Origin of the sequence: Citrobacter sp. Cb041 (assembly GCF_030336655.1) — a bacterium.
Taxonomy (GTDB): domain Bacteria; phylum Pseudomonadota; class Gammaproteobacteria; order Enterobacterales; family Enterobacteriaceae; genus Citrobacter; species Citrobacter braakii.
On the sequence record NZ_JAOWDD010000033.1, the window covers coordinates 14995 to 40000 of the forward strand.

43 protein-coding genes and 1 rRNA gene (1 of these 44 cut by a window edge) are annotated in these 25006 nt (G+C 50.2%); 38 read left to right on the plus strand and 6 right to left on the minus strand.

Going from position 1 to position 25006, the window contains the following annotated elements; translation table 11 throughout:
- Nucleotides 1-92: 92 nt before the first annotated feature.
- The 31 genes from rpsJ to arfA all read left to right on the plus strand — a co-directional run bounded on the left by rpsJ (nt 93) and on the right by arfA (nt 14928).
- Nucleotides 93-404 carry a 30S ribosomal protein S10 gene (rpsJ, locus tag OGV52_RS07495; RefSeq protein ID WP_001181005.1) on the plus strand — a complete coding sequence of 104 codons (312 nt, stop codon included), beginning with the start codon at nt 93-95 and terminating at the stop codon, nt 402-404.
- 32 nt (nt 405-436) lie between these two features.
- Entirely contained in the window at nt 437-1066 is a 630-nt protein-coding gene (gene rplC, locus OGV52_RS07500; protein ID WP_003031117.1) for a 50S ribosomal protein L3, read from the plus strand.
- A gap of 10 nt (nt 1067-1076) precedes the next feature.
- Nucleotides 1077-1682 carry a 50S ribosomal protein L4 gene (gene rplD, locus OGV52_RS07505; RefSeq protein WP_003031119.1) on the plus strand — a complete coding sequence of 202 codons (606 nt, stop codon included), beginning with the start codon at nt 1077-1079 and terminating at the stop codon, nt 1680-1682.
- Entirely contained in the window at nt 1679-1981 is a 303-nt protein-coding gene (gene rplW, locus OGV52_RS07510; protein ID WP_000617546.1) for a 50S ribosomal protein L23, read from the plus strand. Before rplD ends, rplW begins: the two co-directional genes overlap by 4 nt.
- 17 nt (nt 1982-1998) lie before the next feature.
- The gene (gene rplB / locus OGV52_RS07515; RefSeq protein ID WP_016154746.1) at nt 1999-2820 is read left to right on the plus strand and encodes a 50S ribosomal protein L2; all 822 of its coding nucleotides are present in this window, start codon (nt 1999-2001) and stop codon (nt 2818-2820) included.
- 16 nt (nt 2821-2836) lie between these two features.
- The gene (rpsS, locus tag OGV52_RS07520) at nt 2837-3115 is read left to right on the plus strand and encodes a 30S ribosomal protein S19 (RefSeq protein ID WP_001138115.1); all 279 of its coding nucleotides are present in this window, start codon (nt 2837-2839) and stop codon (nt 3113-3115) included.
- 14 nt (nt 3116-3129) lie between these two features.
- Complete coding sequence (gene rplV, locus OGV52_RS07525) at nt 3130-3462, plus strand: 50S ribosomal protein L22 (RefSeq protein ID WP_000448832.1); 333 nt, start codon at nt 3130-3132, stop codon at nt 3460-3462.
- 17 nt (nt 3463-3479) lie between these two features.
- Nucleotides 3480-4181, plus strand: coding sequence for a 30S ribosomal protein S3 (gene rpsC, locus OGV52_RS07530; RefSeq protein ID WP_000529945.1), 702 nt, complete (start codon nt 3480-3482; stop codon nt 4179-4181).
- Between the two features lie 12 nt (nt 4182-4193).
- Nucleotides 4194-4604 carry a 50S ribosomal protein L16 gene (gene rplP, locus OGV52_RS07535; protein ID WP_000941212.1) on the plus strand — a complete coding sequence of 137 codons (411 nt, stop codon included), beginning with the start codon at nt 4194-4196 and terminating at the stop codon, nt 4602-4604.
- Nucleotides 4604-4795, plus strand: a complete 192-nt coding sequence (gene rpmC, locus OGV52_RS07540) for a 50S ribosomal protein L29 (RefSeq protein WP_000644742.1) — start codon at nt 4604-4606, stop codon at nt 4793-4795. Before rplP ends, rpmC begins: the two co-directional genes overlap by 1 nt.
- On the plus strand, nt 4795-5049 hold the full coding sequence (gene rpsQ, locus OGV52_RS07545) for a 30S ribosomal protein S17 (RefSeq protein ID WP_003031120.1): 255 nt from the start codon (nt 4795-4797) through the stop codon (nt 5047-5049). The genes rpmC and rpsQ overlap by 1 nt, the downstream gene beginning before the upstream one ends.
- Before the next feature lie 163 nt (nt 5050-5212).
- Nucleotides 5213-5584 carry a 50S ribosomal protein L14 gene (rplN, locus tag OGV52_RS07550; protein WP_000613954.1) on the plus strand — a complete coding sequence of 124 codons (372 nt, stop codon included), beginning with the start codon at nt 5213-5215 and terminating at the stop codon, nt 5582-5584.
- Between the two features lie 10 nt (nt 5585-5594).
- On the plus strand, nt 5595-5909 hold the full coding sequence (gene rplX / locus OGV52_RS07555) for a 50S ribosomal protein L24 (protein WP_003031122.1): 315 nt from the start codon (nt 5595-5597) through the stop codon (nt 5907-5909).
- A 14-nt stretch (nt 5910-5923) separates the two neighbouring features.
- Nucleotides 5924-6463 (plus strand): 50S ribosomal protein L5, encoded by a 540-nt coding sequence (rplE, locus tag OGV52_RS07560; RefSeq protein ID WP_003031123.1) that lies wholly within the window; start codon nt 5924-5926, stop codon nt 6461-6463.
- 14 nt (nt 6464-6477) lie between these two features.
- The gene (gene rpsN, locus OGV52_RS07565) at nt 6478-6783 is read left to right on the plus strand and encodes a 30S ribosomal protein S14 (protein ID WP_003031125.1); all 306 of its coding nucleotides are present in this window, start codon (nt 6478-6480) and stop codon (nt 6781-6783) included.
- Between the two features lie 30 nt (nt 6784-6813).
- Complete coding sequence (rpsH, locus tag OGV52_RS07570) at nt 6814-7206, plus strand: 30S ribosomal protein S8 (RefSeq protein ID WP_003031127.1); 393 nt, start codon at nt 6814-6816, stop codon at nt 7204-7206.
- A gap of 12 nt (nt 7207-7218) precedes the next feature.
- Nucleotides 7219-7752 carry a 50S ribosomal protein L6 gene (rplF, locus tag OGV52_RS07575; RefSeq protein WP_003031129.1) on the plus strand — a complete coding sequence of 178 codons (534 nt, stop codon included), beginning with the start codon at nt 7219-7221 and terminating at the stop codon, nt 7750-7752.
- A 9-nt stretch (nt 7753-7761) separates the two neighbouring features.
- The gene (gene rplR / locus OGV52_RS07580; RefSeq protein ID WP_000358960.1) at nt 7762-8115 is read left to right on the plus strand and encodes a 50S ribosomal protein L18; all 354 of its coding nucleotides are present in this window, start codon (nt 7762-7764) and stop codon (nt 8113-8115) included.
- A 14-nt stretch (nt 8116-8129) separates the two neighbouring features.
- Entirely contained in the window at nt 8130-8633 is a 504-nt protein-coding gene (gene rpsE, locus OGV52_RS07585; RefSeq protein WP_003031131.1) for a 30S ribosomal protein S5, read from the plus strand.
- A 3-nt stretch (nt 8634-8636) separates the two neighbouring features.
- Nucleotides 8637-8816 (plus strand): 50S ribosomal protein L30, encoded by a 180-nt coding sequence (rpmD, locus tag OGV52_RS07590; protein WP_001140434.1) that lies wholly within the window; start codon nt 8637-8639, stop codon nt 8814-8816.
- Nucleotides 8817-8819: 3 nt separating this feature from the next.
- On the plus strand, nt 8820-9254 hold the full coding sequence (rplO, locus tag OGV52_RS07595) for a 50S ribosomal protein L15 (RefSeq protein ID WP_003031132.1): 435 nt from the start codon (nt 8820-8822) through the stop codon (nt 9252-9254).
- A gap of 7 nt (nt 9255-9261) precedes the next feature.
- Nucleotides 9262-10593 carry a preprotein translocase subunit SecY gene (gene secY, locus OGV52_RS07600; protein WP_001118864.1) on the plus strand — a complete coding sequence of 444 codons (1332 nt, stop codon included), beginning with the start codon at nt 9262-9264 and terminating at the stop codon, nt 10591-10593.
- A 30-nt stretch (nt 10594-10623) separates the two neighbouring features.
- Nucleotides 10624-10740, plus strand: coding sequence for a 50S ribosomal protein L36 (rpmJ, locus tag OGV52_RS07605; RefSeq protein ID WP_000868187.1), 117 nt, complete (start codon nt 10624-10626; stop codon nt 10738-10740).
- A 146-nt stretch (nt 10741-10886) separates the two neighbouring features.
- Nucleotides 10887-11243, plus strand: coding sequence for a 30S ribosomal protein S13 (gene rpsM, locus OGV52_RS07610; RefSeq protein WP_003031135.1), 357 nt, complete (start codon nt 10887-10889; stop codon nt 11241-11243).
- Nucleotides 11244-11259: 16 nt separating this feature from the next.
- Nucleotides 11260-11649, plus strand: a complete 390-nt coding sequence (gene rpsK / locus OGV52_RS07615; RefSeq protein WP_003031137.1) for a 30S ribosomal protein S11 — start codon at nt 11260-11262, stop codon at nt 11647-11649.
- 33 nt (nt 11650-11682) lie between these two features.
- On the plus strand, nt 11683-12303 hold the full coding sequence (rpsD, locus tag OGV52_RS07620; RefSeq protein WP_003031138.1) for a 30S ribosomal protein S4: 621 nt from the start codon (nt 11683-11685) through the stop codon (nt 12301-12303).
- 25 nt (nt 12304-12328) lie between these two features.
- The gene (locus tag OGV52_RS07625) at nt 12329-13318 is read left to right on the plus strand and encodes a DNA-directed RNA polymerase subunit alpha (RefSeq protein ID WP_003031139.1); all 990 of its coding nucleotides are present in this window, start codon (nt 12329-12331) and stop codon (nt 13316-13318) included.
- Between the two features lie 40 nt (nt 13319-13358).
- The gene (gene rplQ / locus OGV52_RS07630; RefSeq protein ID WP_001216370.1) at nt 13359-13742 is read left to right on the plus strand and encodes a 50S ribosomal protein L17; all 384 of its coding nucleotides are present in this window, start codon (nt 13359-13361) and stop codon (nt 13740-13742) included.
- A 106-nt stretch (nt 13743-13848) separates the two neighbouring features.
- Complete coding sequence (locus OGV52_RS07635) at nt 13849-14217, plus strand: DnaJ family domain-containing protein (RefSeq protein WP_019078178.1); 369 nt, start codon at nt 13849-13851, stop codon at nt 14215-14217.
- A gap of 10 nt (nt 14218-14227) precedes the next feature.
- Nucleotides 14228-14653 carry a Zn(2+)-responsive transcriptional regulator gene (gene zntR / locus OGV52_RS07640; protein WP_016154744.1) on the plus strand — a complete coding sequence of 142 codons (426 nt, stop codon included), beginning with the start codon at nt 14228-14230 and terminating at the stop codon, nt 14651-14653.
- A gap of 56 nt (nt 14654-14709) precedes the next feature.
- Nucleotides 14710-14928 carry an alternative ribosome-rescue factor ArfA gene (gene arfA / locus OGV52_RS07645; RefSeq protein ID WP_287108304.1) on the plus strand — a complete coding sequence of 73 codons (219 nt, stop codon included), beginning with the start codon at nt 14710-14712 and terminating at the stop codon, nt 14926-14928.
- Here the strand turns inward: arfA and mscL are convergent.
- From mscL to def, 5 genes are all read right to left on the minus strand, one after another.
- On the minus strand, nt 14925-15338 hold the full coding sequence (mscL, locus tag OGV52_RS07650; protein WP_016154742.1) for a large-conductance mechanosensitive channel protein MscL: 414 nt from the start codon (nt 15336-15338) through the stop codon (nt 14925-14927). The two genes, arfA and mscL, sit on opposite strands and share 4 nt — an antisense overlap.
- A gap of 141 nt (nt 15339-15479) precedes the next feature.
- Entirely contained in the window at nt 15480-16856 is a 1377-nt protein-coding gene (gene trkA, locus OGV52_RS07655; protein ID WP_003031153.1) for a Trk system potassium transporter TrkA, read from the minus strand.
- A gap of 21 nt (nt 16857-16877) precedes the next feature.
- A complete protein-coding gene (rsmB, locus tag OGV52_RS07660; RefSeq protein ID WP_049281754.1) occupies nt 16878-18167 on the minus strand; it encodes a 16S rRNA (cytosine(967)-C(5))-methyltransferase RsmB in 1290 nt (429 codons plus the stop codon).
- A 51-nt stretch (nt 18168-18218) separates the two neighbouring features.
- Nucleotides 18219-19166 (minus strand): methionyl-tRNA formyltransferase, encoded by a 948-nt coding sequence (gene fmt / locus OGV52_RS07665; protein ID WP_047501513.1) that lies wholly within the window; start codon nt 19164-19166, stop codon nt 18219-18221.
- 14 nt (nt 19167-19180) lie between these two features.
- Nucleotides 19181-19690: a peptide deformylase gene (def, locus tag OGV52_RS07670; protein WP_003031159.1), complete on the minus strand. Its 510-nt coding sequence runs from the start codon at nt 19688-19690 to the stop codon at nt 19181-19183.
- Nucleotides 19691-19819: 129 nt separating this feature from the next.
- Here def and dprA point away from each other — a divergent pair, with 129 nt between their 5' ends.
- From dprA to OGV52_RS07700, 6 genes are read left to right on the plus strand one after another with little or no spacing between them, the layout of a single operon-like run.
- Nucleotides 19820-20944: a DNA-protecting protein DprA gene (dprA, locus tag OGV52_RS07675; RefSeq protein ID WP_047358918.1), complete on the plus strand. Its 1125-nt coding sequence runs from the start codon at nt 19820-19822 to the stop codon at nt 20942-20944.
- Nucleotides 20916-21389, plus strand: coding sequence for a DUF494 family protein Smg (smg, locus tag OGV52_RS07680; protein WP_003031162.1), 474 nt, complete (start codon nt 20916-20918; stop codon nt 21387-21389). Before dprA ends, smg begins: the two co-directional genes overlap by 29 nt.
- A 26-nt stretch (nt 21390-21415) precedes the next feature.
- Nucleotides 21416-21958 (plus strand): DNA topoisomerase family protein, encoded by a 543-nt coding sequence (locus OGV52_RS07685; protein ID WP_016154737.1) that lies wholly within the window; start codon nt 21416-21418, stop codon nt 21956-21958.
- A gap of 4 nt (nt 21959-21962) precedes the next feature.
- The gene (gene tsaC / locus OGV52_RS07690) at nt 21963-22535 is read left to right on the plus strand and encodes an L-threonylcarbamoyladenylate synthase type 1 TsaC (RefSeq protein WP_049281751.1); all 573 of its coding nucleotides are present in this window, start codon (nt 21963-21965) and stop codon (nt 22533-22535) included.
- A 1-nt stretch (nt 22536) separates the two neighbouring features.
- Nucleotides 22537-23358, plus strand: a complete 822-nt coding sequence (gene aroE / locus OGV52_RS07695) for a shikimate dehydrogenase (RefSeq protein WP_200108603.1) — start codon at nt 22537-22539, stop codon at nt 23356-23358.
- Entirely contained in the window at nt 23355-23612 is a 258-nt protein-coding gene (locus tag OGV52_RS07700) for a DUF1488 family protein (RefSeq protein WP_101701259.1), read from the plus strand. The genes aroE and OGV52_RS07700 overlap by 4 nt, the downstream gene beginning before the upstream one ends.
- On the opposite strand, the gene OGV52_RS07705 is transcribed toward OGV52_RS07700, so the two are convergent.
- Nucleotides 23588-24142: a gamma carbonic anhydrase family protein gene (locus OGV52_RS07705; protein WP_101701260.1), complete on the minus strand. Its 555-nt coding sequence runs from the start codon at nt 24140-24142 to the stop codon at nt 23588-23590. The two genes, OGV52_RS07700 and OGV52_RS07705, sit on opposite strands and share 25 nt — an antisense overlap.
- Before the next feature lie 469 nt (nt 24143-24611).
- Here OGV52_RS07705 and OGV52_RS07710 point away from each other — a divergent pair.
- Nucleotides 24612-25006: ribosomal RNA gene (locus tag OGV52_RS07710) — 16S ribosomal RNA — on the plus strand; it runs 1147 nt beyond the window's last position.

Genomic DNA, 25006 nt, shown 5'->3' on the forward strand with positions numbered 1-25006 from the left:
GGGCTACGTAAGAACGGTTACACTCTCCCATCAATCGTAATGGGTTTGAGGAGTAACTATTTCGTCTATAAAATAATTGGAGCTCTGGTCTCATGCAGAACCAAAGAATCCGTATCCGTTTGAAAGCGTTTGATCATCGTCTGATCGATCAATCAACCGCGGAAATCGTCGAGACTGCCAAGCGCACTGGTGCGCAGGTTCGTGGTCCGATCCCGCTGCCGACCCGCAAAGAGCGTTTCACCGTTCTGATCTCCCCGCACGTCAACAAAGACGCGCGTGATCAGTACGAGATCCGTACTCACAAGCGTCTGGTTGACATCGTTGAGCCAACTGAAAAAACCGTTGATGCTCTGATGCGTCTGGACCTGGCTGCCGGTGTAGACGTGCAGATCAGCCTGGGTTAATCAGGTCATCGAGCGATTGAGAGGTTGATACAATGATTGGTTTAGTCGGTAAAAAAGTGGGTATGACCCGCATCTTCACTGAAGATGGCGTATCTATCCCAGTAACCGTTATCGAAGTTGAAGCAAACCGCGTTACTCAGGTTAAAGATCTGGCTAACGATGGCTATCGCGCTGTTCAGGTTACCACCGGTGCTAAAAAAGCTAACCGCGTAACTAAGCCGGAAGCTGGCCACTTTGCTAAAGCTGGCGTAGAAGCTGGCCGCGGCCTGTGGGAGTTCCGCCTGGCAGATGGTGAAGAATACACCGTTGGTCAGAACATTAGCGTTGAACTGTTTGCTGACGTTAAAAAAGTTGACGTAACCGGTACCTCTAAAGGTAAAGGTTTCGCTGGTACCGTTAAGCGCTGGAACTTCCGTACCCAGGACGCTACTCACGGTAACTCCTTGTCCCACCGCGTTCCGGGTTCTATCGGTCAGAACCAGACTCCGGGCAAAGTGTTTAAAGGCAAGAAAATGGCAGGTCAGCTGGGCAACGAACGTGTAACCGTTCAGAGCCTGGACGTAGTACGTGTTGACGCTGAGCGCAACCTGCTGCTGGTTAAAGGTGGTGTTCCGGGTGCGACCGGTTGCGACCTGATCGTTAAACCAGCTGTGAAGGCGTAAGGGGATAGCAATGGAATTAGTATTGAAAGACGCGCAGAGCGCGCTGACTGTTTCCGAAACTACCTTCGGTCGTGATTTCAACGAAGCGCTGGTTCACCAGGTTGTTGTTGCTTATGCAGCTGGTGCTCGTCAGGGTACTCGTGCTCAGAAGACTCGTGCTGAAGTAACTGGTTCAGGCAAAAAGCCGTGGCGCCAGAAAGGTACCGGCCGTGCGCGTTCAGGTTCTATCAAGAGCCCGATCTGGCGTTCAGGTGGCGTGACCTTCGCTGCTCGTCCACAGGACCACAGTCAAAAAGTTAACAAAAAGATGTACCGCGGCGCGCTGAAAAGCATTCTGTCCGAACTGGTACGTCAGGATCGTCTGATCGTTGTCGAATCATTCTCTGTAGAAGCGCCTAAAACTAAGCTGCTGGCACAGAAACTGAAAGACATGGCTCTGGAAGATGTGCTGATCATCACCGGTGAGCTGGACGAAAACCTGTTCCTGGCTGCGCGCAACCTGCACAAGGTTGACGTACGCGATGCAACTGGTATCGACCCGGTTAGCCTGATCGCCTTCGACAAAGTCGTAATGACTGCTGATGCTGTTAAGCAAGTTGAGGAGATGCTGGCATGATTCGTGAAGAACGTCTGCTGAAAGTGCTGCGCGCACCGCACGTTTCTGAAAAAGCGTCTACTGCGATGGAAAAAACTAACACCATCGTTCTCAAAGTTGCTAAAGACGCGACCAAAGCAGAAATCAAAGCTGCTGTGCAGAAACTGTTTGAAGTCGAAGTCGAAGTCGTTAACACCCTGGTAGTTAAAGGGAAAGTTAAACGTCACGGACAGCGTATCGGTCGTCGTAGCGACTGGAAAAAAGCTTACGTCACCCTGAAGGAAGGCCAGAATCTGGACTTCGTCGGCGGCGCTGAGTAAGTCGGAGGAGTAATACAATGGCAGTTGTTAAATGTAAACCGACATCTCCGGGTCGTCGCCACGTTGTTAAAGTGGTCAACCCAGAGCTGCACAAGGGCAAACCTTTTGCTCCGCTGGTTGAAAAAAACAGCAAATCCGGTGGTCGTAACAACAATGGCCGCATCACCACTCGTCACATCGGTGGTGGTCACAAGCAGGCTTATCGTATTGTTGACTTCAAACGCAACAAAGACGGTATCCCGGCAGTTGTTGAACGTCTTGAGTACGATCCGAACCGCTCCGCGAACATCGCGCTGGTTCTGTACAAAGACGGTGAACGCCGTTACATCCTGGCCCCTAAAGGCCTGAAAGCTGGCGACCAGGTTCAATCTGGCGTTGATGCTGCAATCAAAGCAGGTAACACCCTGCCGATGCGCAATATCCCGGTTGGTTCTACTGTTCATAACGTAGAAATGAAACCAGGTAAAGGCGGTCAGCTGGCACGTTCCGCTGGTACTTACGTTCAGATCGTTGCTCGCGATGGTGCTTATGTCACCCTGCGTCTGCGTTCTGGTGAAATGCGTAAAGTCGAAGCAGACTGCCGTGCAACTCTGGGCGAAGTTGGCAATGCTGAGCATATGCTGCGCGTTCTGGGTAAAGCAGGTGCTGCACGCTGGCGTGGTGTTCGTCCTACCGTTCGCGGTACTGCGATGAACCCAGTCGATCACCCACATGGTGGTGGTGAAGGTCGTAACTTTGGTAAGCACCCGGTAACTCCGTGGGGCGTTCAGACCAAAGGTAAGAAGACCCGCAGCAACAAGCGTACTGATAAATTCATCGTACGTCGCCGTAGCAAATAATTTTAGAGGATAAGCCATGCCACGTTCTCTCAAGAAAGGTCCTTTTATTGACCTGCACTTGCTGAAGAAGGTAGAGAAAGCGGTGGAAAGCGGAGACAAGAAGCCCCTGCGCACTTGGTCCCGTCGTTCAACGATCTTTCCTAACATGATCGGTTTGACCATCGCTGTCCATAATGGTCGTCAGCACGTTCCGGTATTTGTTTCCGACGAAATGGTCGGTCACAAACTGGGTGAATTCGCACCGACTCGTACTTATCGCGGCCATGCTGCTGATAAAAAAGCGAAGAAGAAATAAGGTAGGAGGAAGAGATGGAAACTTTAGCTCAACATCGCCATGCTCGTTCTTCTGCTCAGAAGGTTCGCCTTGTTGCAGACCTGATTCGCGGTAAGAAAGTGTCGCAGGCTCTGGATATTCTGACCTACACCAATAAGAAAGCGGCTGTACTGGTCAAGAAAGTCCTGGAATCTGCCATTGCTAACGCTGAACACAACGATGGCGCTGACATTGACGATCTGAAAGTTACGAAAATTTTCGTAGACGAAGGCCCGAGCATGAAGCGCATTATGCCGCGTGCAAAAGGTCGTGCAGATCGCATCCTGAAGCGCACCAGCCACATTACTGTGGTTGTGTCCGATCGCTGAGACTCTGGAGACTAGCAATGGGTCAGAAAGTACATCCTAATGGTATTCGCCTGGGTATTGTAAAACCATGGAACTCAACCTGGTTTGCGAACACCAAAGAATTCGCTGACAACCTGGACAGCGATTTTAAAGTACGTCAGTACCTGACTAAGGAACTGGCTAAAGCGTCTGTATCTCGTATCGTTATCGAGCGTCCGGCTAAGAGCATCCGTGTGACCATTCACACCGCTCGCCCGGGTATCGTTATCGGTAAGAAAGGTGAAGACGTAGAAAAACTGCGCAAAGTCGTAGCGGATATTGCTGGCGTTCCTGCTCAGATCAATATCGCCGAAGTGCGTAAACCTGAACTGGATGCAAAATTGGTTGCTGACAGCATCACTTCTCAGCTGGAACGTCGTGTTATGTTCCGTCGTGCTATGAAGCGTGCTGTACAGAACGCAATGCGTCTGGGCGCTAAAGGTATTAAAGTTGAAGTTAGCGGCCGTCTGGGCGGCGCGGAAATCGCACGTACCGAATGGTACCGCGAAGGTCGCGTACCTCTGCACACTCTGCGTGCTGACATCGACTACAACACCTCTGAAGCGCACACCACTTACGGTGTAATCGGCGTTAAAGTGTGGATCTTCAAAGGCGAGATCCTGGGTGGTATGGCTGCTGTTGAACAACCGGAAAAACCGGCTGCGCAACCTAAAAAGCAGCAGCGTAAAGGCCGTAAATAAGGAGCGTCGCTGATGTTACAACCAAAGCGTACAAAATTCCGTAAAATGCACAAAGGCCGTAACCGCGGTCTGGCGCAGGGTACGGATGTTAGCTTCGGCAGCTTCGGTCTGAAAGCTGTTGGCCGTGGTCGTCTGACTGCCCGTCAGATCGAAGCAGCACGTCGTGCTATGACCCGTGCAGTTAAGCGTCAAGGTAAGATCTGGATCCGTGTATTCCCGGACAAACCGATCACTGAAAAGCCGCTGGCAGTGCGTATGGGTAAAGGTAAAGGTAACGTGGAGTATTGGGTTGCCTTGATTCAGCCGGGTAAAGTCCTGTATGAAATGGACGGCGTACCGGAAGAGCTGGCCCGTGAAGCATTCAAGCTGGCAGCAGCGAAACTGCCGATTAAAACCACCTTTGTAACTAAGACGGTGATGTAATGAAAGCAAAAGAGCTGCGTGAGAAGAGTGTTGAAGAGCTGAACACCGAGCTGCTGAATCTGCTGCGTGAGCAGTTCAACCTGCGTATGCAGGCTGCAAGTGGCCAGCTGCAACAGTCTCACCTGTTGAAGCAAGTGCGTCGTGATGTCGCACGCGTTAAGACTTTACTGACTGAGAAGGCGGGTGCGTAATGACCGATAAAATCCGTACTCTGCAAGGTCGCGTTGTTAGCGATAAAATGGAGAAATCCATCGTTGTTGCTATCGAACGTTTTGTGAAACACCCGATCTACGGTAAATTCATTAAGCGTACGACCAAACTGCACGTACATGACGAGAACAACGAATGCGGTACTGGTGACGTGGTTGAAATCCGCGAATGCCGTCCGCTGTCCAAGACTAAGTCCTGGACGCTGGTTCGCGTTGTAGAGAAAGCCGTTCTGTAATACAGTAGGCATTCTCAACGAATAAACGGCTCAGCGATGAGCCGTTTATTTTTTCTACCCATATCGTTGAAGCGGTGTTATAATGCCGCGCCCCCGATATGGGGCTTTTTTAACGACCTGATTTTCGGGTCTCAGTAGTAGTTGACATTAGCGGAGCACTAAAATGATCCAAGAACAGACTATGCTGAACGTCGCCGACAACTCCGGTGCACGTCGCGTAATGTGTATCAAGGTTCTGGGTGGCTCGCACCGTCGCTACGCAGGCGTCGGCGATATCATCAAGATCACCATCAAGGAAGCAATTCCGCGTGGTAAGGTCAAAAAAGGTGATGTGCTGAAGGCGGTAGTGGTGCGCACCAAGAAGGGTGTTCGTCGCCCGGACGGTTCTGTCATTCGCTTCGATGGTAATGCATGCGTTATTTTAAACAATAATAGCGAGCAACCTATCGGTACGCGTATTTTTGGGCCGGTAACTCGTGAACTTCGTAACGAGAAGTTCATGAAAATTATCTCTCTGGCACCAGAAGTACTCTAAGGAGCGAATCATGGCAGCGAAGATCCGTCGTGATGACGAAGTTATCGTGTTAACCGGTAAAGATAAAGGTAAACGCGGTAAAGTTAAGAATGTCCTGTCTTCCGGCAAGGTCATTGTTGAAGGTATCAACCTGGTTAAGAAACATCAGAAGCCGGTTCCGGCCCTGAACCAACCAGGCGGCATTGTAGAGAAAGAAGCAGCTATTCAGATCTCTAACCTTGCTATCTTCAACGCGGCAACCGGCAAGGCTGACCGTGTAGGCTTTAGATTCGAAGACGGCAAAAAAGTCCGTTTCTTTAAATCTAACAGCGAAACTATCAAGTAATTTGGAGTAGTACGATGGCGAAACTGCATGATTACTACAAAGACGAAGTAGTCGCTAAACTCATGACTGAGTTTAACTACAATTCTGTCATGCAAGTCCCTCGGGTCGAGAAGATCACCCTGAACATGGGTGTTGGTGAAGCGATCGCTGACAAGAAACTGCTGGATAACGCAGCAGCTGACCTGACAGCAATCTCCGGTCAAAAACCGCTGATCACCAAAGCACGCAAATCAGTTGCAGGCTTCAAAATCCGTCAGGGCTATCCGATCGGCTGTAAAGTAACTCTGCGTGGCGAACGCATGTGGGAGTTCTTTGAGCGCCTGATCACTATTGCTGTTCCACGTATCCGTGACTTCCGTGGCTTGTCCGCTAAGTCTTTCGACGGTCGTGGTAACTACAGCATGGGTGTCCGTGAGCAGATCATCTTCCCAGAAATCGACTACGATAAAGTCGACCGCGTGCGTGGTTTGGATATTACCATTACCACTACTGCGAAATCTGATGAAGAAGGCCGTGCTCTGCTGGCTGCCTTTGACTTCCCGTTCCGCAAGTAAGGTAGGGTTACTGAATGGCTAAGCAATCAATGAAAGCACGCGAAGTAAAGCGCGTAGCTTTAGCTGATAAGTACTTCGCAAAACGCGCTGAACTGAAAGCTATTATCTCTGATGTGAACGCGACCGACGAAGATCGTTGGAACGCAGTTCTCAAGCTGCAGTCTCTGCCGCGTGATTCCAGCCCGTCCCGTCAGCGTAACCGCTGCCGTCAAACAGGTCGTCCGCATGGCTATGTGGGCAAGTTCGGGTTGAGCCGTATCAAACTGCGTGAAGCCGCTATGCGCGGTGAAGTACCAGGCTTGAAAAAGGCTAGCTGGTAATTACCAATTGAATCACGGGAGTAAAGACAGATGAGCATGCAAGATCCGATCGCGGATATGCTGACCCGTATCCGTAACGGTCAGGCCGCGAATAAAGCTGCGGTCACCATGCCTTCCTCCAAGCTGAAAGTGGCAATTGCCAACGTGCTGAAGGAAGAAGGTTTTATTGAAGATTTTAAAGTTGAAGGCGACACCAAGCCGGAACTGGAACTTACTCTTAAGTATTTCCAGGGTAAAGCTGTTGTAGAAAGCATTCAGCGTGTCAGTCGCCCAGGTCTGCGCATTTATAAGCGTAAAGACGAGCTGCCGAAAGTTATGGCTGGCATGGGTATCGCAGTTGTTTCTACCTCTAAAGGTGTTATGACTGATCGTGCAGCGCGCCAGGCTGGTCTTGGTGGCGAAATTATCTGCTACGTAGCCTAATCGGAGGAAAAAATGTCTCGTGTTGCTAAAGCACCGGTCGTTATTCCTGCCGGCGTTGATGTAAAAATCAACGGTCAGGTTATTACGATCAAAGGTAAAAACGGCGAGCTGACTCGTACTCTCAACGATGCTGTTGCAGTAAATCATGCAGATAATGCACTGACCTTCGGTCCGCGTGATGGTTACGCAGATGGATGGGCTCAGGCTGGTACCGCGCGTGCCCTGCTGAATGCAATGGTTGTCGGTGTTACCGAAGGCTTCACTAAGAAGCTACAGCTGGTTGGTGTAGGTTATCGTGCAGCGGTTAAAGGGAATGTAGTAAACCTGGCTTTAGGTTTCTCTCACCCTGTTGACCATCAGCTGCCTGCGGGTATTACTGCAGAATGTCCGTCTCAGACTGAAATCGTGCTGAAAGGCGCTGATAAACAGCTGATCGGTCAGGTTGCAGCAGATCTGCGCGCCTACCGTCGTCCTGAGCCTTATAAAGGCAAGGGTGTTCGTTACGCCGACGAAGTCGTGCGTACCAAAGAGGCTAAGAAGAAGTAAGGTAACACTATGGATAAGAAATCTGCTCGTATCCGTCGTGCGACCCGCGCACGCCGCAAGCTCCAGGAGCTGGGCGCAACTCGCCTGGTGGTACATCGTACCCCGCGTCATATTTACGCACAGGTAATTGCACCGAACGGTTCTGAAGTTCTGGTAGCTGCTTCTACTGTAGAAAAAGCTATCGCTGAACAATTGAAGTACACCGGTAACAAAGACGCTGCTGCAGCTGTAGGTAAAGCTGTTGCTGAACGCGCTCTGGAAAAAGGCATCAAAGATGTTTCTTTTGACCGTTCCGGGTTCCAATATCATGGTCGTGTCCAGGCACTGGCAGATGCTGCCCGTGAAGCTGGCCTTCAGTTCTAAGGTAGAGGTGTAAGATGGCTCACATCGAAAAACAAGCTGGCGAACTGCAGGAAAAGCTGATCGCGGTTAACCGCGTATCTAAAACCGTTAAAGGTGGTCGTATTTTCTCCTTCACAGCTCTGACTGTAGTTGGTGATGGTAACGGTCGCGTTGGTTTTGGTTACGGTAAAGCGCGTGAAGTTCCAGCAGCGATCCAGAAAGCGATGGAAAAAGCCCGTCGCAATATGATTAACGTCGCGCTGAACCACGGCACCCTGCAGCACCCGGTTAAGGGTACTCACACGGGTTCTCGTGTATTCATGCAGCCGGCTTCCGAAGGTACCGGTATCATCGCCGGTGGTGCAATGCGCGCCGTTCTGGAAGTCGCTGGAGTTCGTAACGTTCTGGCTAAAGCGTATGGTTCTACTAACCCGATTAACGTGGTTCGTGCAACTATCGATGGCCTGGAAAATATGAAATCTCCGGAAATGGTCGCTGCCAAGCGTGGTAAATCCGTTGAAGAAATTCTGGGGAAATAAACCATGGCAAAGACTATTAAAATTACTCAAACCCGCAGTGCAATCGGTCGTCTGCCGAAACATAAGGCAACGCTGCTTGGCCTGGGTCTGCGTCGTATTGGTCACACCGTAGAGCGCGAGGATACTCCTGCTGTTCGTGGTATGGTCAACGCGGTTTCCTTCATGGTTAAAGTTGAGGAGTAAGAGATGCGTTTAAATACTCTGTCTCCGGCCGAAGGCTCTAAAAAAGCGGCTCGCCGCCTGGGTCGTGGTATCGGTTCTGGCCTCGGTAAAACCGGTGGTCGTGGTCACAAAGGTCAGAAGTCTCGTTCTGGCGGTGGCGTACGTCGCGGTTTCGAGGGTGGTCAGATGCCTCTGTACCGTCGTCTGCCGAAATTCGGCTTCACTTCACGTAAAGCAGCGATTACAGCCGAAGTTCGTCTGTCTGACCTGGCTAAAGTTGAAGGCGGTGTTGTAGACCTGAACACGCTGAAAGCAGCTAACATTATCGGTATCCAGATCGAGTTCGCGAAAGTGATTCTGGCTGGTGAAGTCACTACTCCGGTAACTGTTCGTGGCCTGCGTGTTACTAAAGGCGCTCGTGCTGCTATCGAAGCTGCTGGCGGTAAAATCGAGGAATAAGTAGCAGATGGCTAAACAACCGGGATTAGATTTTCAAAGTGCCAAAGGTGGCTTAGGCGAGCTGAAACGCAGACTGCTGTTTGTAATCGGCGCGCTGATTGTGTTCCGTATTGGCTCTTTCATTCCGATCCCTGGTATTGATGCCGCTGTACTTGCCAAACTGCTTGAGCAACAGCGAGGCACCATCATTGAAATGTTTAACATGTTCTCTGGTGGTGCTCTCAGCCGTGCTTCTATCTTTGCTCTGGGGATCATGCCGTATATTTCGGCGTCGATTATTATCCAGCTGCTGACGGTGGTTCATCCAACGCTGGCAGAAATTAAGAAAGAAGGGGAGTCTGGTCGTCGTAAGATCAGCCAGTACACCCGCTACGGTACTCTGGTGCTGGCAATATTCCAGTCGATCGGTATTGCTACCGGTCTGCCGAATATGCCTGGTATGCAGGGCCTGGTAATGAATCCAGGCTTTGCATTCTATTTCACCGCTGTTGTAAGTCTGGTTACAGGGACGATGTTCCTGATGTGGTTGGGCGAACAGATTACTGAACGTGGTATCGGCAACGGTATCTCAATCATTATCTTCGCCGGTATTGTCGCGGGACTCCCGCCAGCCATTGCCCATACTATCGAGCAAGCGCGTCAAGGCGACCTGCACTTCCTCGTGTTGCTGTTGGTTGCAGTATTAGTATTTGCAGTGACGTTCTTTGTTGTATTTGTTGAGCGTGGTCAACGCCGCATTGTGGTAAACTACGCGAAACGTCAGCAAGGTCGTCGTGTCTATGCTGCACAGAGCACACATTTACCGCTGAAAGTGAATATGGCGGGGGTAATCCCGGCAATCTTCGCTTCCAGTATTATTCTGTTCCCAGCGACCATCGCGTCATGGTTCGGGGGCGGGACTGGTTGGAACTGGCTGACAACAATTTCGCTGTATTTGCAGCCTGGGCAACCGCTTTATGTGTTACTCTATGCGTCTGCAATCATATTCTTCTGTTTCTTCTACACGGCGTTGGTTTTCAACCCGCGTGAAACAGCAGATAACCTGAAGAAGTCCGGTGCATTTGTACCAGGAATTCGTCCGGGAGAGCAAACGGCGAAGTATATCGATAAAGTAATGACCCGCCTGACTCTGGTTGGTGCGCTCTACATTACCTTTATCTGCCTGATCCCGGAGTTCATGCGTGATGCAATGAAAGTACCGTTCTACTTCGGTGGGACCTCACTGCTTATCGTTGTTGTCGTGATTATGGACTTTATGGCTCAAGTGCAAACTCTGATGATGTCAAGTCAGTACGAGTCTGCATTGAAGAAGGCGAATCTGAAAGGCTACGGCCGTTAACAGTCGCCCGAGAAGTTACGGAGAGTAAAAATGAAAGTTCGTGCTTCCGTCAAGAAATTATGCCGTAACTGCAAAATCGTTAAGCGTGATGGTGTCATCCGTGTGATTTGCAGTGCCGAGCCGAAGCATAAACAGCGCCAAGGCTGATTTATTCGCATATTTTTCTTGCAAAGTTGGGTTGAGCTGGCTAGATTAGCCAGCCAATCTTTTGTATGTCTGTGCGTTTCCATTTGAGTATCCTGAAAACGGGCTTTTCAGCATGGTGCGTACATATTAAATAGTAGGAGTGCATAGTGGCCCGTATAGCAGGCATTAACATTCCTGATCAGAAACATGCTGTGATCGCATTAACTTCGATCTACGGCGTCGGCAAGACCCGTTCTAAAGCCATTCTGGCTGCCGCGGGTATCGCTGAAGATGTTAAGATCAGTGAGCTGTCTGAAGAACAAATCGACACGCTGCGTGACGAAGTTGCCAAATTTGTCGTTGAAGGTGATCTGCGCCGTGAAGTTAGCATGAGCATCAAGCGCCTTATGGACCTTGGTTGCTATCGCGGTTTGCGTCATCGTCGTGGTCTCCCGGTTCGCGGTCAGCGTACCAAGACCAACGCACGTACCCGTAAGGGTCCGCGCAAACCGATCAAGAAATAATCGGGGTGATTGAATAATGGCAAAGGCACCAATTCGTGCACGTAAACGTGTAAGAAAACAAGTCTCTGACGGCGTGGCTCATATCCATGCTTCTTTTAACAACACCATCGTTACCATTACTGATCGTCAGGGTAACGCACTGGGTTGGGCAACAGCCGGTGGTTCCGGTTTCCGTGGTTCTCGCAAATCCACTCCGTTTGCAGCTCAGGTTGCAGCAGAGCGTTGCGCTGAAGCCGTAAAAGAATACGGTATCAAGAATCTGGAAGTTATGGTCAAAGGACCGGGTCCAGGTCGCGAATCTACTGTTCGTGCTCTGAACGCCGCTGGTTTCCGCATCACTAATATTACTGATGTGACTCCGATCCCTCATAACGGTTGTCGTCCGCCGAAAAAACGTCGCGTATAACGCTGTCGTTTCTAGGATTGTTGGAGAAAGAAAATGGCAAGATATTTGGGTCCTAAGCTCAAGCTGAGCCGTCGTGAGGGCACTGACTTATTCCTTAAGTCTGGCGTTCGCGCGATCGATACCAAGTGTAAAATTGAACAAGCTCCTGGCCAGCACGGTGCGCGTAAACCGCGTCTGTCTGACTATGGTGTGCAGTTGCGTGAAAAGCAAAAAGTTCGCCGTATCTACGGTGTGCTGGAGCGTCAGTTCCGTAACTACTACAAAGAAGCAGCACGTCTGAAAGGCAACACCGGTGAAAACCTGTTGGGTCTGCTGGAAGGTCGTCTGGACAACGTTGTATACCGTATGGGCTTCGGTGCCACTCGTGCAGAAGCACGTCAGCTGGTCAGCCATAAAGCAATTATGGTAAACGGTCGTGTTGTTAACATCGCTTCTTATCAGGTTAGTCCGAATGACGTTGTTAGCATTCGTGAGAAAGCGAAGAAGCAGTCTCGCGTGAAAGCCGCTCTGGAGCTGGCTGAGCAGCGTGAAAAGCCAACCTGGCTGGAAGTTGATGCTGGCAAGATGGAAGGTACGTTCAAGCGTAAGCCGGAGCGTTCTGATCTGTCTGCGGACATTAACGAACACCTGATCGTCGAGCTTTACTCCAAGTAAAGCTTAGTACCAAAGAGAGGACACAATGCAGGGTTCTGTGACAGAGTTTCTAAAACCGCGCCTGGTAGATATCGAGCAAGTGAGTTCGACGCACGCCAAGGTGACCCTTGAGCCTTTAGAGCGTGGCTTTGGCCATACTTTGGGTAACGCACTGCGCCGTATTCTGCTCTCATCGATGCCGGGTTGCGCGGTGACCGAGGTTGAGATTGATGGTGTACTACATGAGTACAGCACCAAAGAAGGCGTTCAGGAAGATATCCTGGAAATCCTGCTCAACCTGAAAGGGCTGGCGGTGAGAGTTCAGGGTAAAGATGACGTTATTCTTACCTTGAATAAATCTGGCATTGGCCCTGTGACTGCAGCCGACATTACCCATGATGGTGATGTCGAAATCGTCAAGCCACAGCACGTGATCTGCCACCTGACCGATGAGAATGCATCTATTAGCATGCGTATCAAAGTTCAGCGCGGTCGTGGTTATGTGCCGGCTTCTACCCGAATTCATTCGGAAGAAGATGAGCGCCCAATCGGCCGTCTGCTGGTCGACGCATGCTACAGCCCTGTAGAGCGTATTGCCTACAATGTTGAAGCAGCGCGTGTAGAACAGCGTACCGACCTGGACAAGCTGGTCATCGAAATGGAAACCAACGGCACAATCGATCCTGAAGAGGCGATTCGTCGTGCGGCAACCATTCTGGCTGAACAACTTGAAGCTTTCGTTGACTTACGTGATGTACGTCAGCCGGAAGTTAAAGAAGAGAAACCAGAATTCGATCCGATCCTGCTGCGCCCTGTTGACGATCTGGAATTGACTGTCCGCTCTGCTAACTGCCTCAAAGCAGAAGCTATCCACTATATCGGTGATCTGGTACAGCGTACTGAGGTTGAGCTTCTTAAGACGCCTAACCTTGGTAAAAAATCTCTTACTGAGATTAAAGACGTGCTGGCTTCCCGTGGACTGTCTCTGGGCATGCGCCTGGAAAACTGGCCACCGGCAAGCATCGCTGACGAGTAACCGGATCACAGGTTAAGGTTTTACTGAGAAGGATAAGGTCATGCGCCATCGTAAGAGTGGTCGTCAACTGAACCGCAACAGCAGCCATCGCCAGGCTATGTTCCGCAATATGGCAGGTTCACTGGTTCGTCATGAAATCATCAAGACGACCCTGCCGAAAGCGAAAGAGCTGCGTCGCGTAGTTGAGCCGCTGATTACTCTTGCCAAGACTGATAGCGTAGCTAATCGTCGTCTGGCATTCGCCCGTACTCGTGATAACGAGATCGTGGCAAAACTGTTTAACGAACTGGGCCCGCGTTTCGCGAGCCGCGCCGGTGGTTACACTCGCATTCTGAAGTGTGGCTTCCGTGCAGGCGACAACGCGCCGATGGCATACATCGAGCTGGTTGATCGTTCAGAGAAAACAGAAGCTGCTGCAGAGTAATCTGTAGTAACGTAAAAAAACCCGCCTCGGCGGGTTTTTTTATATCCGTCATATCCCCACTTACCTACAATATCTGTACTCTTTTTGTTCATCACTGGAGTGTTGTATGTGGTTACTGGACCAGTGGGCAGAGCGCCATATTACTGATGCGCAGTCTAAAGGTGAGTTTGATGGTTTGCCTGGTACAGGAGAACCGTTGGTTCTTGACGATGATTCCCACATTCCGCCTGAACTTCGAGCCGGATTCCGTTTATTAAAAAATGCGGGATGTCTTCCTCCTGAGCTTGAGCAGCGCAGAGAGGCAATACAGCTGCTTGAAATACTTGCAGGGATCCGCAAAGATGATCCCCATTATCAGGAAGTGAGTCGAAGACTGTCACTACTGGAACTGAAACTTCGGCAGGCTGGACTCAGCACCGAGTTTTTACACGGTGAATACGCAGATAAGCTGCTACAAAAGATCAACGACGAATAGCGGAGATAGCATGTACCGTATTGGTGAATTAGCGAAACTGGCTGACGTGACGCCTGATACTATCCGCTACTATGAAAAGCAGCAGATGATGGAACATGAAATACGTACAGAAGGCGGGTTTCGTCTCTATACGGAAAGCGATCTTCAGCGTCTAAAGTTTATTCGCTATGCCCGTCAGCTTGGTTTCACTCTGGAATCGATCCGCGAACTGCTTTCGATCCGCATCGATCCCGAACACCATACCTGCCAGGAATCAAAAGGGATCGTCCAGGAAAGATTGCAGGAAGTGGAAGCGAGAATAGCTGAGCTTCAGGCGATGCAACGGTCGCTGCAGCGATTGAATGACGCGTGTTGTGGCAAGGCACACAGCAGCGTGTACTGCTCTATCCTTGAAGCACTTGAGCAAGGCGCCAGTGGATCACCATCAGGCTGTTGATTTATTGAACGGTCAGGTCTACACTCGCGGCGTAAATTACGACAACCGGAGGTATTATGAGTCGTTATCAGCACACTAAAGGGCAGATAAAAGATAACGCCATTGAGGCGCTTCTACATGACCCACTGTTCAGGCAGCGCGTTGAGAAAAATAAGAAAGGGAAAGGAAGTTATCTACGTAAAGGTAAATATGGTAATCGGGGTAACTGGGAGGCCAGTGGCAAGAAAGTCATTCACTTTTTTACCACTGGCCTTCTTGTTTCAGTGAGTGCTTAAGAGCGGTTATTCTGTTCTTTCAGCAGGTCACGAATTTCACTCAGCAATACTTCTTCTTTCGATGGCGCCGGCGGTGCTGCTGGCTCTTCCGCTTTTTTACGGTTCAGTTTGTTGATCAGCTTGATTGCCATAAAGATAGCAAACGCAACAATAACGAAATCAAAGATATTCTGAATAAATACACCGTAATGCATAACGACTGCAGGGATATCTCCCTGTGCATCACGTAGTGTTAAAGCAAACTGTTTAAAATCAATTCCACCAATTAACAACCCCAGCGGCGGCATGATGATATCGGCAACCAGTGATGAAACAATCTTCCCAAATGCCGCACCAATAATGACACCCACTGCCAAATCGACAACATTCCCGCGCATCGCGAATTCACGAAATTCTTTAATAATGCTCATCTTATTCTCCCTATGCAGCTGACGTTTATAAGTTTAACAAATGTTTAGGCAATTTCCATTTATGTATTGCCTAAATAAAAATTTATTAAACCATGAAAAATAAAGGGAAATAATTTAGGCGCAGTTTCAGCGCCCAAATTATTACAGGAAGAACGGACTTGGCTGGAATAGTCGCTCGACGTCGGTAATAAACTTTTTATCTGTCAGGAACATAATTACGTGATCGCCCTGTTCAATACGCAGGTTATCATTGGCAATCATCACATCGTTACCACGCACAACGGCGCCAATAATGGTTCCTGGTGGAAGTTTAATTTCATCAATTGAGCGACCCACAACCCGTGACGTCGTTTCATCACCGTGTGCAACGGCTTCAATAGCTTCCGCGACGCCACGGCGCAGTGAAGATACACCAACAATATCCGCTTTACGCACATGACTGAGCAGCGCAGAGATGGTTGCCTGCTGCGGTGAAATCGCAATATCGATCACGCTGCCTTGCACCAGATCGACGTATGCTCTGCGTTGGATCAACACCATCACTTTCTTGGCGCCCATCCGTTTGGCAAGCATCGCCGACATGATATTCGCTTCATCATCGTTGGTTACCGCAATGAACAGATCAACCTGATCGATATGTTCTTCCGCCAGCAGCTCTTGATCCGAGGCATCACCAAAAAAGACGATCGTATTTTGCAGTTTCTCTGCAAGCTCGGATGCGCGCTGTTGATTACGTTCAATCAGTTTGACGCTGTAATCTTTTTCCAGCCGCCGTGCCAGCCCGGCGCCAATATTACCGCCGCCCACTAACATAATGCGTTTGTAAGGCTTTTCCAGACGCTGTAATTCGCTCATTACGGCGCGAATATGCTGCGAGGCCGCGATGAAGAAAACTTCATCACCCGCTTCAACAATGGTAGAACCTTGCGGACGGATCGGTCGGTCATGACGGAAAATCGCCGCAACGCGGGTATCGATGTGCGGCATATGCTCACGCATTGTCGACAGCGCATTACCAATCAGCGGCCCACCGTAATAGGCTTTCACCACGGCCAGGCTGACTTTTCCTTCGGCAAAATTCACTACCTGCAATGCGCCCGGATATTCAATCAGGCGATAAATGCTATCGATAACCAGTTGCTCAGGCGCAATCAGGTGATCGATAGGCACCGCATCAGATTGAAATAGCTTGTCCGCATCACGAACGTAATCCGGTGAACGAATACGAGCGATGCGATTAGGCGTGTTAAACAGTGAATAAGCTACCTGACAGGCAACCATATTTGTTTCATCTGAGCTGGTTACGGCAACCAGCATATCAGCATCGTCGGCACCGGCTTCTCGTAGAACGCGGGGATGCGAACCATGCCCTTGCACGACACGGAGATCAAACTTGTCCTGCAGGCTACGCAGGCGCTCACCATTGGTATCGACTACCGTGATATCGTTGTTCTCTCCGACCAGGTTTTCAGCCAGCGTACCGCCAACTTGCCCTGCGCCCAGAATGATAATTTTCATCAGTCGCGACCCGTTATCTCATCACTTTTTGATTAGCTTAGCGTAAAAGAAACCATCACCATCTTCCGCACTCGGTAAATTCTGACGTCCAGGTTTTTCCGGCGTACCAGTGACGCTTAATACCGCATCTGGCGTGCGCGCAAGGAAGGCGGCAATTTGCTGTTGGTTTTCTTCTGGCAGGATAGAGCAGGTTGCATAAACCAGCGTGCCGCCAGGTTTAAGATGTGGCCAGGTTGCATTCAGGATTTCAGCCTGCAACTGGGCAAGTTCAGCAATATCCCGGTCGCGACGTAGCCATTTGATATCCGGATGGCGACGGATCACTCCGGTGGCAGAACACGGAGCGTCCAGCAAAATACGGTCAAACTGTTGTTCACCGCACCACTGCTGTGGATAGCGGCCATCACCCTGTTTTACGGTTGCCTTCATACCCAGACGTTTTAGATTGTCGAAAACGCGCGATAAGCGTTTTTCATCAACATCGACAGCCATTACGTTAGCGTGCGGAGCAACTTCCAGAATGTGAGTGGTTTTGCCCCCCGGTGCACAGCATAGGTCGAGGATCTGTTCACCGTCCTCCGGCAACAGATAGTTTATGCATCCTTGAGCGGAAGCATCCTGGACGGTTACCCAGCCTTCATCAAAACCTGGAAGGGCGTGCACAGGAGCTGGCGTTTCCAGACGCACTGCATCCGGGTAATCTGGATGCGGGAAACCGGTTAATCCCGCTTCGGTCAGCAGGTCCAGCCAGGCATCGCGCGTATGATGGTTACGATTGACACGTAACCACATCGGCGGTCGCTGGTTATTGGCTTCAAGAATGGCTTCCCACTGCTGCGGATAAGCGGTCTTAATACGTTTCACCAGCCAGGAGGGGTGTAAGAAACGTAAATCGCTTTGAGAGAATTCAGCCTGCAGCTCTTCCTGGCGGCGCTGAAACTGGCGCAGCACGCCGTTGATCAGCCCTTTAAGCTGCGGACGCTTAATAACGACTGCGCCTTCTACGGTCTCTGCCAAAGCAGCATGTGGTGGAATACGAGTATGCAGCAGTTGGTAGAAGCCCACCATGATCAGATAGTGAACAGTGCGCTGTTTGCCCGTCATTGGACGTTCCATCAACTGCTGGATCATCCACTCCAGTTGGGAGAGTGTACGCAACACGCCGAAGCAAAGCTCCTGCAACAGTGCTTTGTCTTTATCGGCAACTTTTTGCTGCATGGCGGGCAGCACGTTGCTTAATGATTGTCCCTTTTCGACAACCTGTTCGACGGCCTGGGCCGCCATACTGCGTAAATTAAGATGTTTTTTCATAAGCGCAAAAATAAAAATGCCCGGAGATACCGGGCTTAAAGAGATGAACCGTCATACCAGACGGTTACCGGGTACAAACCATTCCCGGCGCGAATTAAGCAGATCCTGCGCGCTCATGGCTTTTTTACCGGCAGGTTGCAAAGAGACGAGATTCAGGATGCCATCGCCCGTTGCGACCTGGATACCCTGTTTTGTCGCCTCAAGAATAGTGCCTGGCGCGGCCTGTGTGTTCGCTGTAATAACCGTAGCTTGCCAGACTTTCACTGGCTGGCCGTCGATTTCAAGCCAGCTCATTGGCCACGGGTTAAAGGCGCGGATGCAGCGTTCCAACTGAGCGGCTGAAAGCGACCAGTCGATACGGGCCTCTTCTTTGCTGAGTTTTTCTGCATGCGTAACCAGTGATTCATCTTGAACAACAGGTTTTATCGTGCCAGCAGCCAGCTGTTTTAGCGTTTCAATCAGCCCCTGAGGTCCTAAATCTGCCAGCTTATCGTATAACGAACCGCTGGTATCTTCTGCAGTTATCGGGCAGGACAGCTTAAGCAACATATCACCGGTGTCGAGGCCAACATCCATCTGCATGATGGTCACACCAGTTTCGGCGTCGCCTGCCCACAGTGAGCGCTGGATTGGGGCTGCGCCACGCCAGCGTGGAAGCAGGGAACCGTGAACGTTGATACAACCCAGACGCGGCATTTCCAGTACGGCTTTTGGCAGTATCAGGCCATATGCTACCACTACCATCACGTCTGCGCGTAAATCAGCAACCAGCTGCTGGTTTTCCTGAGGACGAAGAGAGACGGGTTGGAAAACCGGTATCCCTTTTTCTTCCGCCAGCACTTTTACCGGGCTGGGCATCAGCTTTTTACCGCGTCCCGCCGGGCGGTCCGGTTGGGTAAACACGCCAACGACGTTATGTCCAGAAGACAACAGCGCGTCGAGATGACGCGCTGCAAAGTCAGGTGTACCCGCAAAAATAATACGTAGTGAGTCTGACACGTTGATTCTTGTCCTTAAGCTCGGGCGTTCAGGCGGTCGAGTTTTTCAACTTTCTGACGAATGCGTTGTTGCTTCAACGGAGACAGATAATCGATAAACAGTTTACCGACCAGGTGATCCATTTCATGTTGAATGCAGATAGCCAGCAGGCCATCGGCTTCCAGTTCAAAAGATTTGCCGTTGCGATCGAGCGCACGAATTTTTACTTTCTCTGCGCGCGGTACTAACGCTCGCTGTTCGGGAATAGACAGGCAGCCTTCTTCAATACCTGTTTCGCCGTCTTTTTCCAGCAGCTCTGGGTTAATGAGTACCAACTGCTCGTCGCGATTTTCAGAGACATCAATAACAATGATGCGCTGATGAATATCGACCTGAGTTGCTGCCAGACCGATACCTTCTTCGGCGTACATCGTTTCGAACATATCATCAACGATACGCTGAATTTCTGCATTCACTTCTTCGACCGGTTTTGCGACTTTGCGAAGGCGCTCGTCCGGAATATGTAACACTTGCAAAACTGACATAGTTATCCAGAGTTGTGTTCAGGAGTTGAAAAGATTATTACCTCTATTCTAGACAAAACCCCCTCTGATTGACAGCATCAGTGACCAATCGCAAAGATTGCCAGGACTGCTTGTGGCAGGGGAACAGGGATGACCAAAATCGAAATTTGGCTACGTTTAGCACAAGTGAATGAACTGTATGGTGATGAGATGGTGCGCGTTGCCCACTGGCTCAATACTCAGCCGTGTATTAACAACGTGGTACTTCATCATGCTGGGCTCTCCCCCCGCCAGGCCCGGCGCTTTTTAACCTTTCCAGATCAGACGCTGGAAAAAACGCTGCGCTGGCTTGAACAGCCCAACCATCATTTTGTGGTTGCCGACAGCGAGCATTATCCGGCACAGCTCCGTGCAATTGAGGATTATCCTGGGGTGCTTTTTGTGGCAGGAAATCCCATATGCCTTAGCTCGTTTCAGGTTGCCGTCGTCGGTAGCCGACAGCACTCCTGGTATGGCGAACGCTGGGGGCGGCTGTTTTGTGAAAAGCTTGCAGCATGCGGCGTGACGATCACCAGCGGCCTGGCCCGGGGGATTGATGGTGTGGCGCACAATGCTGCGATAAACCGAGAGGGCACGAGTATTGCGGTGCTGGGAAATGGGCTTGAGACCATTCATCCACGACAGCATGTCAGTCTGGCTAAACGACTGATTGAGGCTGGAGGCGCACTGGTGTCTGAGTTCCCATTAGATACGCTTCCTTTGCCGCGCAATTTTCCCCGACGAAATCGCATTATTAGTGGTCTAAGTAAAGGAGTCCTGGTTGTAGAAGCTGCTCAGCGTAGCGGGTCACTGGTCACTGCGCGTTGTGCACTGGAACAAGGGCGGGAGGTTTTTGCGTTGCCTGGACCGATTGGAAGTCCGGGAAGTGAAGGTCCACATTGGCTTATTCAGCAGGGAGCCACGCTTGTGACGGCCCCAGAAGAAATTCTGGAAAATTTGCAATATGGGCTGCAATGGTTGCCAGATGAACCTGAAAAATCAATTTATTCGCCAGATCACGAAGAGGTGGCATTGCCATTTCCGGAGCTCCTGGCTAACGTAGGAGATGAGGTAACACCTGTTGACGTCGTCGCTGAACGTGCCGGCCAACCTGTGCCAGAGGTAGTGGCTCAACTGCTCGAACTGGAGTTAGCAGGATGGATCGCAGCTGTACCCGGCGGCTATGTCCGATTGAGGAGGGCATGCCATGTTCGACGTACTAATGTATTTGTTTGAGACATATATCCATAACGAAGCTGAGCTGCGTGTGGATCAGGACAAACTGGAACGGGATCTTACCGACGCTGGTTTTGATCGTGAAGACATCTACAACGCGTTACTTTGGCTGGAAAAGCTTGCTGATTATCAGGATGGTCTTGCCGAACCTATGCAGCTGGCATCTGATCCTCTTTCTATACGTATTTATACCGCAGAAGAGTGCGATCGACTGGATGCAAGCTGTAGAGGGTTCCTGCTATTCCTGGAACAGATTCAGGTGCTAAACCTCGAAACACGAGAAATGGTCATTGAGCGCGTACTCGCGCTGGATACGGCAGAGTTCGATCTGGAAGACCTGAAGTGGGTGATCCTGATGGTGCTTTTCAATATTCCAGGTTGTGAAAATGCCTATCAGCAAATGGAAGAATTACTCTTTGAAGTGAATGAAGGTATGCTGCATTAATCAATCTTCATTCAGTATGAGTTGTTATGGCTAAATCAGCACTGTTTACGGTGCGTAAAAACGAGCCCTGCCCACAATGCGGGGCTGAACTGGTTATTCGTTCCGGGAAACACGGTCCGTTTCTCGGTTGTTCACACTATCCAGAATGCGATTACATCCGTCCGCTGAAATCTTCCGCGGACGGACATATTGTCAAAGTTCTGGAGGGTAAGCTTTGTCCTGCATGTGGCGCCGAGCTGGTGCTGAGACAGGGAAGATTCGGGATGTTTATTGGATGCAGCGATTATCCAACGTGTGAACACACCGAACTTATCGACAAGCCAGATGAAACAGCAATAGTCTGTCCTCAATGCCAGACTGGCCACCTGGTTCAGCGGCGTTCCCGTTATGGCAAAACGTTTTACTCCTGCGATCGCTATCCGGAGTGCCAGTTTGTCATTAACTTCAAACCGTTAGCCGGAGAGTGTCCTGAGTGCCATTATCCGCTACTCATCGAAAAGAAAACCGCGCAGGGTGTGAAGCATTTCTGTGCCAGTAAACAATGTGGAAAGCCGTTCTCGGCGGAATAAAAAAGTGAATAATAACCTGCCCACAGGCCCTATCGCTGCTGCGATAGCGGTTCTGAAACAAGAAAAAGTCATCGCCTATCCAACAGAAGCTGTATTTGGTGTCGGCTGCGATCCCGACAGCGAAACGGCTGTTACCCGTCTGTTGGAGCTAAAACAACGCCCAGTCGATAAAGGCTTAATTTTGATTGCGGCAAATTTTGACCAGCTCAAGCCCTATATTGACGATAGCACGCTTACTGATGCTCAACGTGAGGCTGTGTTCGCTCGCTGGCCTGGTCCTGTCACCTTCGTTTTCCCTGCGCCTGTGACTACGCCTCGTTGGTTGACCGGTCGTTTTGACTCGCTGGCCGTGCGAGTCACCGATCATCCGCTGGTGGTTGCATTGTGCCTGGCTTATGGCAAACCGTTAGTCTCCACCAGTGCTAATTTGAGTGGCTTACCGCCTTGCAGAACGGTAGAGGAAGTCCGCGCGCAGTTTGGTACAGACTTTCCCGTAGTTGAAGGGGAGACCGGAGGGCGTTTGAATCCTTCGGAGATCCGTGATGCTCTGACCGGTGAACAGTTTCGACAGGGGTAATATGAAAGAAGCCTATGCTGTTTTTGGTAATCCGATAGCGCACAGTAAATCGCCCTTTATTCATCAGCAATTTGCAGAGCAGTTGAAAATTGATCATTCCTATGGACGTGTACTGGCACCTATCAATGATTTTGTGAATACGCTGAATGCCTTTTTTGCTGAGGGTGGGAAGGGGGCAAATGTCACTGTGCCTTTTAAAGAAGAGGCGTTTGCGCGTGCCGATGAATTAACGGAGCGGGCATCGCTTGCTGGAGCGGTCAACACTCTTAAACGACTTGAGGATGGGCGTTTACTGGGAGATAACACGGATGGTATCGGCTTATTAAGCGATCTTGAACGTTTATCTTTCATTCGCCCCGGATCACGAGTTCTGTTGATTGGTGCCGGTGGCGCATCCCGTGGGGTTTTATTACCTCTTCTTTCTCTGGATTGTGCGGTAACCATCGTTAACCGTACTGCTTCGCGCGCAGAAGAACTGGCACAAATCTTCTCCCATACCGGCAGTGTGCAGGCGGTGGGAATGGACGAGCTTGATAATTACAGTTTTGATTTAATTATTAATGCGACATCCAGCGGAATTAGCGGTGAGGTACCAGCCATTCCGACATCGCTTATTCACTCCTCTGTCTATTGCTATGACATGTTTTATCAGCAAGGGCATACACCGTTCCTTTCCTGGTGTGCTGAACATGGGGCGAAACAGTATGCCGATGGTCTGGGGATGCTGGTGGGACAAGCAGCGCACGCCGTTTTACTCTGGCATGGTGTATTGCCACAGATTGAGCCCGTCATCAAAAGCATGCAACAGGAAATGTCGGCATGAATCAGGCGATCCAGTTTCCCGATCGAGAAGAATGGCGGACGGATATTAGCGCCGTTGTTTTCCCGGCGTTGGTCCATGGTATGCAGTTAACATGCGCTATATCAGGGGAGACGTTGGCGTCCCGCTTTGGCGGCTGCACGCCTGAACAATGGCTGGAAACCTTTCAACAGCATCGCTGGGACCTGGAAGAAGAGGCCGAAGCATTGATCCAGGACCAGCAGGAAAACTCTCAGGGTTGGGTTTGGTTACTCTGATTTAAATACTCATCTTTCCATTTAACGTAGTTGTTAGCAGAGTATTTTAAGCCTACTTTCTCTTCGTCACTTAATGGCCGGATCTGTTTAACCGGACTACCCAGGTACAGATATCCACTCTCCAGGCGTTTGTTTTGCGGCACCAGGCTTCCTGCCCCAATCATAACGTCGTCTTCTACCACTACGCCGTCCAGTAAAATTGATCCCATACCGACCAATACGCGGTTGCCAATGATGCAGCCGTGTAGCATGACTTTATGACCGACCGTCACATCCTCACCCACGATCAATGGATTACCTTGCGGATTAGATGTGGATTTATGTGTGACATGGAGAACGCTGCCGTCCTGAATGTTTGTACGGGCGCCGATTTGTACATAGTTGACGTCGCCACGAATCGCAACCAGCGGCCAAATCCCGACGTCATCAGCCAAACGAGTATCACCAATGACGACGCTACTGGTGTCGATCATCACGCGTTTTCCGATCTGTGGGAAAAGATCCTTATAAGGACGTAATACATCAGACATGTTTACCTCAACAAAAATAGAGCAGTAATGAAGACTTTGGTTGGATTATCGAGACTGTGCAAGTGATTTAGCTATCAAAAATCAGCCAAATTGCGCAGGAATATAGCGAAAGGGGTGAAAAACAAGCACTCAGCAAAAAAGATCCAAAAAATACTTGTGCTAAAAAATGGGATCCCTATAATGCGCCTCCATCGACACGGCGGATGTGAATCACTTCACGCAAACAGCCGGTTCGGTTGAAGAGAAAAACCTGAAAATGAGGGTTGACTCTGAAAGAGGAAAGCGTAATATACGCCACCTCGCGACAGAGCGCTAAAGCGCGTCGCAACTGCTCTTTAACAATTTATCAGACAATCTGTGTGGGCACTCGAAGATACGGATTCTTAACGTCGCAAGACGAAAAATGAATACCAAGTCTCTGAGTGAACACGTAATTCATTACGAAGTTTAATTCACGAGCATCAAACTTAAATTGAAGAGTTTGATCATGGCTCAGATTGAACGCTGGCGGCAGGCCTAACACATGCAAGTCGAACGGTAGCACAGAGGAGCTTGCTCCTTGGGTGACGAGTGGCGGACGGGTGAGTAATGTCTGGGAAACTGCCCGATGGAGGGGGATAACTACTGGAAACGGTAGCTAATACCGCATAACGTCGCAAGACCAAAGAGGGGGACCTTCGGGCCTCTTGCCATCGGATGTGCCCAGATGGGATTAGCTAGTAGGTGGGGTAACGGCTCACCTAGGCGACGATCCCTAGCTGGTCTGAGAGGATGACCAGCCACACTGGAACTGAGACACGGTCCAGACTCCTACGGGAGGCAGCAGTGGGGAATATTGCACAATGGGCGCAAGCCTGATGCAGC

Coding starts and splice junctions, on each gene's coding strand:
- rpsJ (WP_001181005.1), top strand. CDS start 93: ATGCAGAACCAAAGAATCCGTATCCGTTTGAAAGCGTTTGATCATCGT.
- rplC (WP_003031117.1), top strand. CDS start 437: ATGATTGGTTTAGTCGGTAAAAAAGTGGGTATGACCCGCATCTTCACT.
- rplD (WP_003031119.1), top strand. CDS start 1,077: ATGGAATTAGTATTGAAAGACGCGCAGAGCGCGCTGACTGTTTCCGAA.
- rplW (WP_000617546.1), top strand. CDS start 1,679: ATGATTCGTGAAGAACGTCTGCTGAAAGTGCTGCGCGCACCGCACGTT.
- rplB (WP_016154746.1), top strand. CDS start 1,999: ATGGCAGTTGTTAAATGTAAACCGACATCTCCGGGTCGTCGCCACGTT.
- rpsS (WP_001138115.1), top strand. CDS start 2,837: ATGCCACGTTCTCTCAAGAAAGGTCCTTTTATTGACCTGCACTTGCTG.
- rplV (WP_000448832.1), top strand. CDS start 3,130: ATGGAAACTTTAGCTCAACATCGCCATGCTCGTTCTTCTGCTCAGAAG.
- rpsC (WP_000529945.1), top strand. CDS start 3,480: ATGGGTCAGAAAGTACATCCTAATGGTATTCGCCTGGGTATTGTAAAA.
- rplP (WP_000941212.1), top strand. CDS start 4,194: ATGTTACAACCAAAGCGTACAAAATTCCGTAAAATGCACAAAGGCCGT.
- rpmC (WP_000644742.1), top strand. CDS start 4,604: ATGAAAGCAAAAGAGCTGCGTGAGAAGAGTGTTGAAGAGCTGAACACC.
- rpsQ (WP_003031120.1), top strand. CDS start 4,795: ATGACCGATAAAATCCGTACTCTGCAAGGTCGCGTTGTTAGCGATAAA.
- rplN (WP_000613954.1), top strand. CDS start 5,213: ATGATCCAAGAACAGACTATGCTGAACGTCGCCGACAACTCCGGTGCA.
- rplX (WP_003031122.1), top strand. CDS start 5,595: ATGGCAGCGAAGATCCGTCGTGATGACGAAGTTATCGTGTTAACCGGT.
- rplE (WP_003031123.1), top strand. CDS start 5,924: ATGGCGAAACTGCATGATTACTACAAAGACGAAGTAGTCGCTAAACTC.
- rpsN (WP_003031125.1), top strand. CDS start 6,478: ATGGCTAAGCAATCAATGAAAGCACGCGAAGTAAAGCGCGTAGCTTTA.
- rpsH (WP_003031127.1), top strand. CDS start 6,814: ATGAGCATGCAAGATCCGATCGCGGATATGCTGACCCGTATCCGTAAC.
- rplF (WP_003031129.1), top strand. CDS start 7,219: ATGTCTCGTGTTGCTAAAGCACCGGTCGTTATTCCTGCCGGCGTTGAT.
- rplR (WP_000358960.1), top strand. CDS start 7,762: ATGGATAAGAAATCTGCTCGTATCCGTCGTGCGACCCGCGCACGCCGC.
- rpsE (WP_003031131.1), top strand. CDS start 8,130: ATGGCTCACATCGAAAAACAAGCTGGCGAACTGCAGGAAAAGCTGATC.
- rpmD (WP_001140434.1), top strand. CDS start 8,637: ATGGCAAAGACTATTAAAATTACTCAAACCCGCAGTGCAATCGGTCGT.
- rplO (WP_003031132.1), top strand. CDS start 8,820: ATGCGTTTAAATACTCTGTCTCCGGCCGAAGGCTCTAAAAAAGCGGCT.
- secY (WP_001118864.1), top strand. CDS start 9,262: ATGGCTAAACAACCGGGATTAGATTTTCAAAGTGCCAAAGGTGGCTTA.
- rpmJ (WP_000868187.1), top strand. CDS start 10,624: ATGAAAGTTCGTGCTTCCGTCAAGAAATTATGCCGTAACTGCAAAATC.
- rpsK (WP_003031137.1), top strand. CDS start 11,260: ATGGCAAAGGCACCAATTCGTGCACGTAAACGTGTAAGAAAACAAGTC.
- rpsD (WP_003031138.1), top strand. CDS start 11,683: ATGGCAAGATATTTGGGTCCTAAGCTCAAGCTGAGCCGTCGTGAGGGC.
- OGV52_RS07625 (WP_003031139.1), top strand. CDS start 12,329: ATGCAGGGTTCTGTGACAGAGTTTCTAAAACCGCGCCTGGTAGATATC.
- rplQ (WP_001216370.1), top strand. CDS start 13,359: ATGCGCCATCGTAAGAGTGGTCGTCAACTGAACCGCAACAGCAGCCAT.
- OGV52_RS07635 (WP_019078178.1), top strand. CDS start 13,849: ATGTGGTTACTGGACCAGTGGGCAGAGCGCCATATTACTGATGCGCAG.
- zntR (WP_016154744.1), top strand. CDS start 14,228: ATGTACCGTATTGGTGAATTAGCGAAACTGGCTGACGTGACGCCTGAT.
- arfA (WP_287108304.1), top strand. CDS start 14,710: ATGAGTCGTTATCAGCACACTAAAGGGCAGATAAAAGATAACGCCATT.
- mscL (WP_016154742.1), bottom strand. CDS start 15,338: ATGAGCATTATTAAAGAATTTCGTGAATTCGCGATGCGCGGGAATGTT.
- trkA (WP_003031153.1), bottom strand. CDS start 16,856: ATGAAAATTATCATTCTGGGCGCAGGGCAAGTTGGCGGTACGCTGGCT.
- rsmB (WP_049281754.1), bottom strand. CDS start 18,167: ATGAAAAAACATCTTAATTTACGCAGTATGGCGGCCCAGGCCGTCGAA.
- def (WP_003031159.1), bottom strand. CDS start 19,690: ATGTCAGTTTTGCAAGTGTTACATATTCCGGACGAGCGCCTTCGCAAA.
- dprA (WP_047358918.1), top strand. CDS start 19,820: ATGACCAAAATCGAAATTTGGCTACGTTTAGCACAAGTGAATGAACTG.
- smg (WP_003031162.1), top strand. CDS start 20,916: ATGTTCGACGTACTAATGTATTTGTTTGAGACATATATCCATAACGAA.
- OGV52_RS07685 (WP_016154737.1), top strand. CDS start 21,416: ATGGCTAAATCAGCACTGTTTACGGTGCGTAAAAACGAGCCCTGCCCA.
- aroE (WP_200108603.1), top strand. CDS start 22,537: ATGAAAGAAGCCTATGCTGTTTTTGGTAATCCGATAGCGCACAGTAAA.
- OGV52_RS07700 (WP_101701259.1), top strand. CDS start 23,355: ATGAATCAGGCGATCCAGTTTCCCGATCGAGAAGAATGGCGGACGGAT.
- OGV52_RS07705 (WP_101701260.1), bottom strand. CDS start 24,142: ATGTCTGATGTATTACGTCCTTATAAGGATCTTTTCCCACAGATCGGA.